Source organism: Spongorhabdus nitratireducens, assembly GCA_947387575.1.
Classification (GTDB): Bacteria; Pseudomonadota; Gammaproteobacteria; order Pseudomonadales; family Endozoicomonadaceae; genus CANDOC01.
Genome location: CANDOC010000001.1, coordinates 233,766 through 242,843 on the forward strand (window position 1 = coordinate 233,766; position 9,078 = coordinate 242,843).

Below are 9,078 nucleotides of genomic sequence, written 5' to 3' on the forward strand. Positions count from 1 at the left end.
GAAGAATTGCGATGTTAAATTATCAAAGAAAATATATTTCGAATGCTCATTTTTAGAATGTTTTTTAACATGTGAATGCTGAACAGAGGGTCATCGAAATATTTAAAAAACTGACTTCCAAACTTCTTAAATTAAGCCAAAAAACCTATTATAATATTTTAATATTATAGTATTACAATATTATAAGGTTTATATGGTTACGTCTGTTTGTCAAGGATGATTGCTAAAAAAATTACAAATTAGTCCGTCTTTTGATTATCTGTGACAGGTTCGTGACAGGTTCGTGACAGGTTCGTGACAGGTTCATAACAGGTTCATAACAGGTTCATAACAGGTTTATAACCGCCACTTCCTCAGGATTTTATTCTGCCATTGCATCTTAATGCTTACTGATCTCGTGCCCAGGGGGGCTGACAGTTATCACCCGCCTTGATGATTAACTGTCAGATCATTTCCATTAATTGAAAGTATCAGCGAATAATAAAACTACTCTGTGAGCCATAACTCAGTACATAAGCAGCTTTGCGGGCTCTGGTAATAGCAACATATACCAGTGAACGCTCTTCCGTTTCTGCGTCAGTTCTGGAAATGTCATCACCCTTGTTTGACATAGCAAAAGACAAAGGCATCAAGCCGTCGTTGACTGAGGCAATAATAAGTTGATCAAACTCAAGCCCTTTAACCCGGTGAACGGTGGCCAGCTTGACTGTATCTGACTGCTCTCGTTCAGGTTCGTTCGGCTTGATAATAAGAGTAGCCACCCCCAGTGTTTCAAGCTTTTTCTGAATGTCGTTAACTTCGCGATTTGTTCTGGCGACAATACATGTGTTGCTTTTTGTATGCTCTGACTGATCCAGTAACTGCTTTATAAATTTAGCCTGGTCATCCGATGTCTCAAATAACTCAACAACCGGAGTAGCTCCATGGGTGAGAGATTTATACAACTTGTTGTCGTCTGAACCACCATCAAGGTCGTCAATATCCCTGCCATCAAGCAGTGCCGTTGCCCATTTACGGATTTCATCTGTGGTTCGGTAGTTAATCTTCAGCTTTCGGGACCGGCCACGAATATTAATACCGCATCGACCCAGAACAACCCGATTACGTCCATAAATGCGCTGGTGAGCATCACCGACAATAAACAAATCATTTTTGCCTTCAGGTACGATTGCGCGCAGCAGGTTAAACGCCTGTGTACCCATATCCTGGGCCTCGTCAACAACAATTGAAGAGTAGGGGAGCTTAACCCGTTGGTTCAGAAGTAGCTGGGTTGCATCACGGTAAGCATCGTCGGTCTCTTTCTGACGATTCCTGTTAAGCTGATGGCGGTATTCTTCGAACACCGGCCAGATTTTAACCCGTTGTTCACGGTTAAGCCTGGTTCCGCGCCCGATACGAGAAGCTCGTTTATATTCTGCCAGTGATGTGACACCCTGAGGCTGAATAACCTGCTGCCACTCTTCAGTATAAAAACTATCCGGAAAATCAATGTCGGCAGGCTTTTCAGATAATGCAACGCGCCAGTATTGCTCCATACGGCTGGTATCAAACACGATCTGGTAGTCGTAGGATTGTTTTCTTAAAAAGCCCTGAACCCAGCGGTCAAGGTTAACGACTTCTATTTTATCCAGCTCATCCTCGGTACAGATATTGTTCAGGTTTTCCTGAATATCGACGGCCAGATTTCTGGTAAACGTTGTGAACAGGATGTGCTGGTCAGTTTCCTGTAGTTGCTGAGCAAGCCATTTGGCCCGGTGCATGGCAACAACGGTCTTGCCGGTACCCGCTCCGCCAAGAACCCGAACGGCACCATTTTTCTCACCAAAAGCGATTTTCCGCTGAGATGAGTGGAGAAATACACGCCATTTTTCTTTGGGTGCGTTAAGCATTTCGGTCAGTTCTTTATCTGAATTCGGAACTACAAAACGCGACTGGGACTGAATCCGGCTAAGAGCTTCAGAGAAATTATCTGTGTCATAGGTTTTATTTTCTTCAGTCTCACGTTCAAGCAGAATATCCCCATAAAGCTCACCAGCCATGATGAGGTAAAGTCCTTCATAAGCTTCCTCCGGAAGCAACAGCTGAATCTTTTCAAGCTGTTCTTCTGCCTGATCTTCCTGTATTTGCCGGACGAGCGGTATCTGTTCCTCCGGTACTCCAAGTTTAAGCAGTTGGCGATCCTTCAGATCGTCAAACTTACCCACTGTAGCTGCAACCGAACTGGCTGGGGGTGAAATCTGATCCTCAATACTTGCCGCATAAAGCTGTAATGTTCCGGTATTCGGGTTCACCTCACACTTGTGTCTGGATGCCCAGTCATAGGCTTTGTCATGGTGATCCACCCAGAGAAAAAGGAAAACATTACCTTCTTTGGGAGCCGACACAATTGCACGGTATGTATTGTCCACGCGCAATGATCGCATCCGCTTGTCTTTAAGAGCATTAAGCTTTTCATAGTTAAGCCCGGTTGACCTCGGGTTGCTCTGAAATTTCAAAACCAGCTGGTTTACTTTGGCCTGAATATTCGGTGGCAGATTCGTTAGTGCTGAAAAAAACACATCGGAAAAAGCAACTTTAGTATTTTCCATTACTGAATACCCACCATCTCAATAAGATCATCCATTTCGGTATCGATTGTAATCACATTCCAGCCTATTTTATCGAAATAGTCCTTGTTTTCATCCAACTGGTAGTCAAGCAAGAGAACGGTTGTTCTTGATGGCCATGCCAGCTCGGCTTCAGCCACAACTTTGCCCTTATCGTTAAGGTGCTCATAAGATACAGCAGGCTTTTCTATTGCATGTTTTGATATTTCATGGATGAACGGAAGGGCTTCTTCATCGGCAATAGATGCCACATCATCCCAGCCTGAAGTATGAACAGATTCTGCCGGCGTTTCTCCCCAAGCCAGCTCCGAATACTTCCCACTGTCAATTCCCTGTTGAGTGGAGATGAAGCTGAATGGCAAGAATTGTAAAAGATTAAGTAATTGTAATAATCGTTGCCATGCTGAAAATGCATCCTGATTGTCAGTGTCCGGTGCGTTGTAGATCGTTGTAACCGCAAGCTGTTTAATATCAAGGTCTCTAACAACTGCCAAGTCTGCGGCGGCACAAAGTTGCAATGAATCACTGCATTCACTGAAATTGGTGAATGACGTTAACCTGAAACCAACATCCTGCCAGCACTCGGTGAACTGGGATGGCCATACACCAGAAAGCGTTCTGAATCTGGCTATACCATCCGGATGTTGCATTGATCTCGCGTCAAACCAGCTAAGCACACGCAGTGCGGCAAATTTCTGCCATTTTGTGAAATCAGGTTGCTTCAGGTAATTAAGCAACTGAGCCAGAGGTTTAAGGCTGGCAAGTTGTTGAAGGTTAGTCAGGCCCTGTGCCTGTGCAATCTGTTGTATCGGACCCGACGGGCTATTTTCGGTATGTTCAGTCAGTGGATTAGGTATTTTGGTTTCTGTTCCGGCAAATACCTGCTGAACATCATGCCAGGTCAGGCTCCAGCAATGGTACTTGCCTGAAAGAGTAAGCCCCTGACGTTTCAGCAGGTCTTCCTGAATAATATCCTTGTGATACTTCCAGCCATCTAGAAATACTGCAACAGGTAAATGGCCGCTGCTGGACTTATCCGGGTAAATCATGAAGTCCGGCTCGCAGGGGTAAGCAACACCATGCTTCTCATTCAACTGTGGGTGGATTTCAACTGAATAATTGAAATCCCCCACCTCTAGCCTGAAGCCGACTTTACCATTGATAATATCTTTACTGATCCTGACTCTGGCATGCTCTATCGACGGATGGTTATTGAGCATCTGGATGGCATCAGGGAAGCAGGCTTCGAGCTCACTGTCAGCCCAAGGGTCTTTCTTGATGCTTCCCAGGTTGTTGACCTCTTTCAGAACCGGGTTATTTGACAGAACGAAATTGAGTAACTCAATTGCTGTTTTGCGTGAGGTCCGTTCCATGCCGTAACTGTTTTTGTAGGCATACAGACAGTTATAGCAGCCATCCATTTCCGGCTGTTCCTGACAGGAACAACTGTCCAGAGTTTGCAGTGCCAGTTGCAGAACCTCCAGAAGGTTTTCCGGTGTTGCCAGTAATTCATGCAGATAACCGGTGCCACCGGGAACGGAATCATACAGCACAAGGTAACTGGCACGTTCTGCAGAACCGGGTATGGGTTCATCACTTAACGTGATATGGATGTGATCAACCTTGCCTCCAAACCGTTTTTTGAGGCCAAGCTGCAGAGCGGCAACAAAAGATTCGGTTTGCTCATCCCGGGGTCTGGACAGCAGGTGAGGCATCAGAATACGGATTGCTTCAGAGTTGTATTCCCTGTAGAGATAAAGGCAGTCAATAATGCCTTCCTGTCCCTCGGTATTTCGGTACTGGCACTTAAATAGGTGCTCCGGTTTGTTTTTATGGTGCTGTACCGTTCCGCACTCCCTGCAAATCCTGAACCCGGGTCTTGGCATTTCCTGGCCGGCAACATAAAACACCTGGTCCGCAGCACCCTGCTTGCCAAAGTTAATTTCCCGGAATGTTGCCTTACGAATAAATTCAAAACCAAAGGATATATTGTCACTGTCCAGAGCGTGAGCCAGAAGTACAGCTTCAGGTTCAAAATCAATCAGCATCTGGCGATTGAAGAAAACGGGTTCCCGGGTATCTGACTCATCCCCGATCTGGGCATCTTCCTCAGAGGTATTGGCATAGACCTGTTGCAGTCTCACCATTTCCCGTTTCTGCGCAGAATCGGCCCACATAGAATCTTCACAGCGTGGACAGGCGGGCTGCTCCGGTCCGGTAATTTCTTCACTGTAGCTGCAGTTTGGACAGAGTCTCCAGTACTGAAGGTTCTTTCCCTTTGCCATTTCTATCCGCTGTATCTGTACCTTCTTGTTACTGGCATAAAAGACACTCTCCGGTGCCAGCTCGGAAAGTGCTGCCTGAGCCGGGCGGGTATATTCATAGCTGCGTGACTCAAAGGTTGTCACAGAGCCGTCATCATTCTGTCGTGGAGTTGAAAGCTTGCGGTATATAACTGAATGTAGTGTGGTACCTTCTTCCGGGAAGGCGTAGTTCGGCAATAAACCCTCGTCAGTAAAAAAGTTGAAGGTCTCTTTTCTGTTCAGCTCACTTTTTAGTCGCTTGATTCCTTCAAACTCATTGCCTACCTCCCTGATCTGGGCTGAAACGGATTCATCTTTCGGCATCTTTTCCAGCTTTTTTAACTCAGCTTTTAGAGACTTCTGGTGCTCATTCAGGTTGTGCCTGAGATCAACAATTCTTTTGACAGCGGTTAAAAAATAGATATCAAGCGGCTCATCATCGTTTGATGTGCCCAGCATAATTGCCTGCAGGCGTTCACGGCAGTTTTTCGATACTTTTTTATCCAGCAGTTGCTCAAACCTGTCCCAGAGAATGTCACGATTCCTGCTGATAAAATCCAGCAGAGTATATGGGAATTTTCCGGTTCTGCTGTGCTGTACAGCATCCATAACAGCCTGCATAGAACCGGGAATTTCCTGCAGACCGCCTTGATGGGTGCCCCACTGGTCAAAACAGAATGCAAGAAGCTGGCGGCGCAGCACCATGCTTGCATTCAGAAATATCGCCGGTGCTTCTACATTGCCGGCAATCATATTGAGTGGGTTGGCATAAAAGAACAGATCATGTGGATGCCCGTTGGCAAGCGTCAGTACAAATGAATTACCATCTTTACGCCCGCCACGTCCGGCTCGTTGTAAATAATTTGCCTGAGTTGGAGGAACCGAACACAGGAGTACCGAAGACAGATCGCCAATATCGATACCCATTTCAAGTGTGGGTGTTGCCGACAGTAGATTAGTGTCCCAGGTATGCTGACTATTAATAAAACGTGTTTCCAGACTTTCCCTGAATTCGCGTTCAAGCAAAGATGTATGTTCATGGGCCTGTACCCGATGAATCTGGCCACTAAGGTAATAGTCCCGGTAAAAAGAGTGTTTGGGGCTAAGATCCTCGGTAAATACAGGTAACTGTCGCCCGTCTGCTCCCTTGATATCAATATCGGGCATTCCATGAATATGAGGCAGCCATACATCAGGAGCTACCCATGAACCCTCGCACTGATTTTGCCCTTCATCATTTTCTGACCCCTGACGGGATAACCGGAGGCTGATGAGATCACGATAAATATACAGCTGCTCCGGATTGAGTCCCCAGGCAGTGTTTCCTTTCTGGGTTTCAAGCTTTAAAGTCAGGCCTCCTTCTGTCAGTGCCTCAAGTGCGAGTTGGCTTAGTTTTTTCACAGCACCGGAATCAACCAGTTTGTCAGGGTCAAGAAACAGCGTTGCCCAACGGTTATACCACCCCTGAGAGTTTTTGGGTTGCAACGGATCCAGATTAGACTCAGCTGCTTCTGCCGGAAATCGTGGCAGTGTAAAGTGGCTGCCGATAACCGGCATGAACGGAAGCTGTATGTGTGACAGTCTGTACCAGTTACCACCGCTTTCTATATATGGCTGAACCAGAGGCATAGCTATCGCCCCCTGCCGCTTCATTCTGATGGCTATTCCCCACAGCATAAAAGCAGCCTGACGGGTTTCAATATCAATGCCCAGCTGTTCATATGCATCAGCTTTCAGTGTTAATGCAGCATTGGTTATCAGTTCAGGATCCCAACCCAGAGTGGCCACTCCGGTTCTTTGTAATGAGCGCCCGATTGTCGACCTTAAACCAAACTCCAGACAAAACTCCCAGCCCAGCCGCTTATTGATCAGGTCGAGCAACTGGTCAGGATTTTTCAATTGATTCTTGTCACGAAGCTCAATCCAGCTTTCAGAAGTCTGCAGGTTAGGTGCAATAAACTGGGTAATATAATCCCGGGTAGAAAAGCTGTCGGGGTTATCAGGGTTCTCACGCCATAATCCGGGAAAGGTTTGTACGAAATCAGTAAATCGGACAGGCTTATCCTGACGGTGGATAGTTTTTGCCAGCGCCATTCGCAAATTATTTTGCCATGTACGTGCAGCAAAAAAACCGGCACGGTGAGCGGCATCCTGTACCGAGTCCGAGAATGCAATCAGTTTTTTATCATCATTAATCGGGCTGGCATAAAGCTGATGAATGGCTACAGCACTTAAACTTGCTGCTCTGGCACCGAACAACAGCAAGCTGTTACTGGCCTGACAGACCGGGCAGTTGCGCTGGCTCTGGATGCGCGGAATACCACCTCTGTTTACATTTTTATTAAGATCCGGCTGAAATATATGAACCAGTGAACCCTGATTACAGGATAAACACTTTCCATTTTCCGGTTGTAAATGACCACAGCCGGTACAGATATACCGTTCATAACCCTGCACTGTGAAATGTTGTTTCCCTTGCTGCAGGGGAAGATAAATCCTGACACTTTTATCCTGCTGGAAGAAAGCGTTATAAATGCTTCTTAAATCCTGCTCAATATGGGAGCTGTTTTCCTCCTGACGGGCCAGCCAGGCTGTGGAATGACATTCATTACACTGTACCAGTGGGAGATAAATTTCGTCATTTCCGATCTTTATATCATCCGAATACTGCAGGCTTACCGGGGTACCGGATGAATCATCACCAAGCCGGGCCACGATACGCCTCAGTTCTCTTGCCCAGAGCTGAATACGAATAGTCACAAAAGGCTCGGAGCCATAATTACTGCCCCGGGCATGAGCCATAAGCGAGAGCAGAGACAGCAGGACTTCGGCGGCATGATGCTTAAGGTTTGCCGGTATACGGCTCTTTACAACGGTTATCAGACTCGACAGAGAAGATATTCCGTTTTTGTCCAGGTATTGCAGCAGGTTATGAAGATAAGGGTTTTGCTTGAGTCGTTTGCCCAGAGCCTGCCGTCCTGATACAGACCGAATATCCAGTCCGTGCTCATCTCCGAGGAACAGCTTTGCCTGCGCGTCAAGATATTCATCGGGGTTATCATAGTGTCGAGGATTTAGTTTTTCAGGAGTAAATGCGGGATTTAGTAGCAGAGAGAAGTCCATGACATCAAGAAATTTGCCATGGGCTTCCCGGCTTTCGCCAATAATGCTGTGCTTGTCAAAGGACGTATCAAAAATATCACCGGCAAACCGGGCAAGGTCATCCATCTGATCTTCTGAACCCAGAGTCGCAGAGGTTCCCGCACAGACCAGATGATTTTTCGGCACATCCAGCCTAGCCTTGAGTCGCCTGATAAGCATGCCAAGGTCAGCACCCTGTGCACCATCAAAAGTATGGAGTTCATCGACCACAAGATAGCGAAGGGTGTCAGGATCATTGTTTTCCCAGAGAGGCTGGTCTTTTGGGCGCATCAAAAGATAATCCAGCATTTTGTAGTTAGTCAGGAGGATATCCGGCGGGTTTTTGCGTAGTGTCGTTTTACAGGTGATTACCTGTTCAGGACCCATAATCTTCTGGTCTGTTTCTTCAGCACCCCCGATAAACAATCCGGCCCGAATATTACCCTTAAGTTCCGGCGTATTGTGAATGACTGACGCAAACCGTTTTGCCTGATCAGTTGCCAAGGCGTTCATAGGATAAATGACAATGGCCTTGATTCCCGGCTTCCGGTGCCGCTGGCAGTGATCCAGAAGCGGATACAGAAAACACTCGGTCTTACCTGAGCCGGTCCCTGTTGCCACAATGGTGCTCTTGTATTTTCCCAGACTGGACAGGTTGCTCCATGCCTGCTGCTGATGGGCAAACGGGCTGTGTTCGGTTTTAAAACCGTCAAAAAGATCATTTCTGTCGGTTTTCTTCAGAAAGGGCAGCCCAATGGAAACATAGGGTCCTTTGATAAATGCTTCACCATTGTTGTGTTTATTTACAAGGGCATCGAACTTGCCTGCAAAAGGCCAGGTATCGGTTTCAAATCCGGTGACAATGAACTCACGGAGTGAGCGGGCAATATCTTGCGCCAGAAGGCCGGGTATCATACGGGAAGGGGCTCCTTGAACACGGAAGGGAAATAAAATCCTTAAGGATCATTATGCCGCCAGACAGGGGCAAGGGACAGGGCAGGGAACCCCGGAAAACTCCTTTTTTGGGA

General features: G+C 46.7%; 2 protein-coding genes. Both read right to left on the reverse strand.

Annotation, left to right across the window (positions count from 1 at the left end; genetic code table 11):
- Positions 1 to 470: 470 nt before the first annotated feature.
- Positions 471 to 2,588 carry a UvrD-helicase domain-containing protein gene (locus ACYZZ0_RS01040; protein ID WP_461534710.1) on the reverse strand — a complete coding sequence of 706 codons (2,118 nt, stop codon included), beginning with the start codon at positions 2,586 to 2,588 and terminating at the stop codon, positions 471 to 473.
- The gene (locus ACYZZ0_RS01045; protein ID WP_461534711.1) at positions 2,588 to 8,965 is read right to left on the reverse strand and encodes a DEAD/DEAH box helicase; all 6,378 of its coding nucleotides are present in this window, start codon (positions 8,963 to 8,965) and stop codon (positions 2,588 to 2,590) included. The genes ACYZZ0_RS01040 and ACYZZ0_RS01045 overlap by 1 nt, the downstream gene beginning before the upstream one ends.
- Between the last annotated feature and the right edge of the window lie 113 nt (positions 8,966 to 9,078).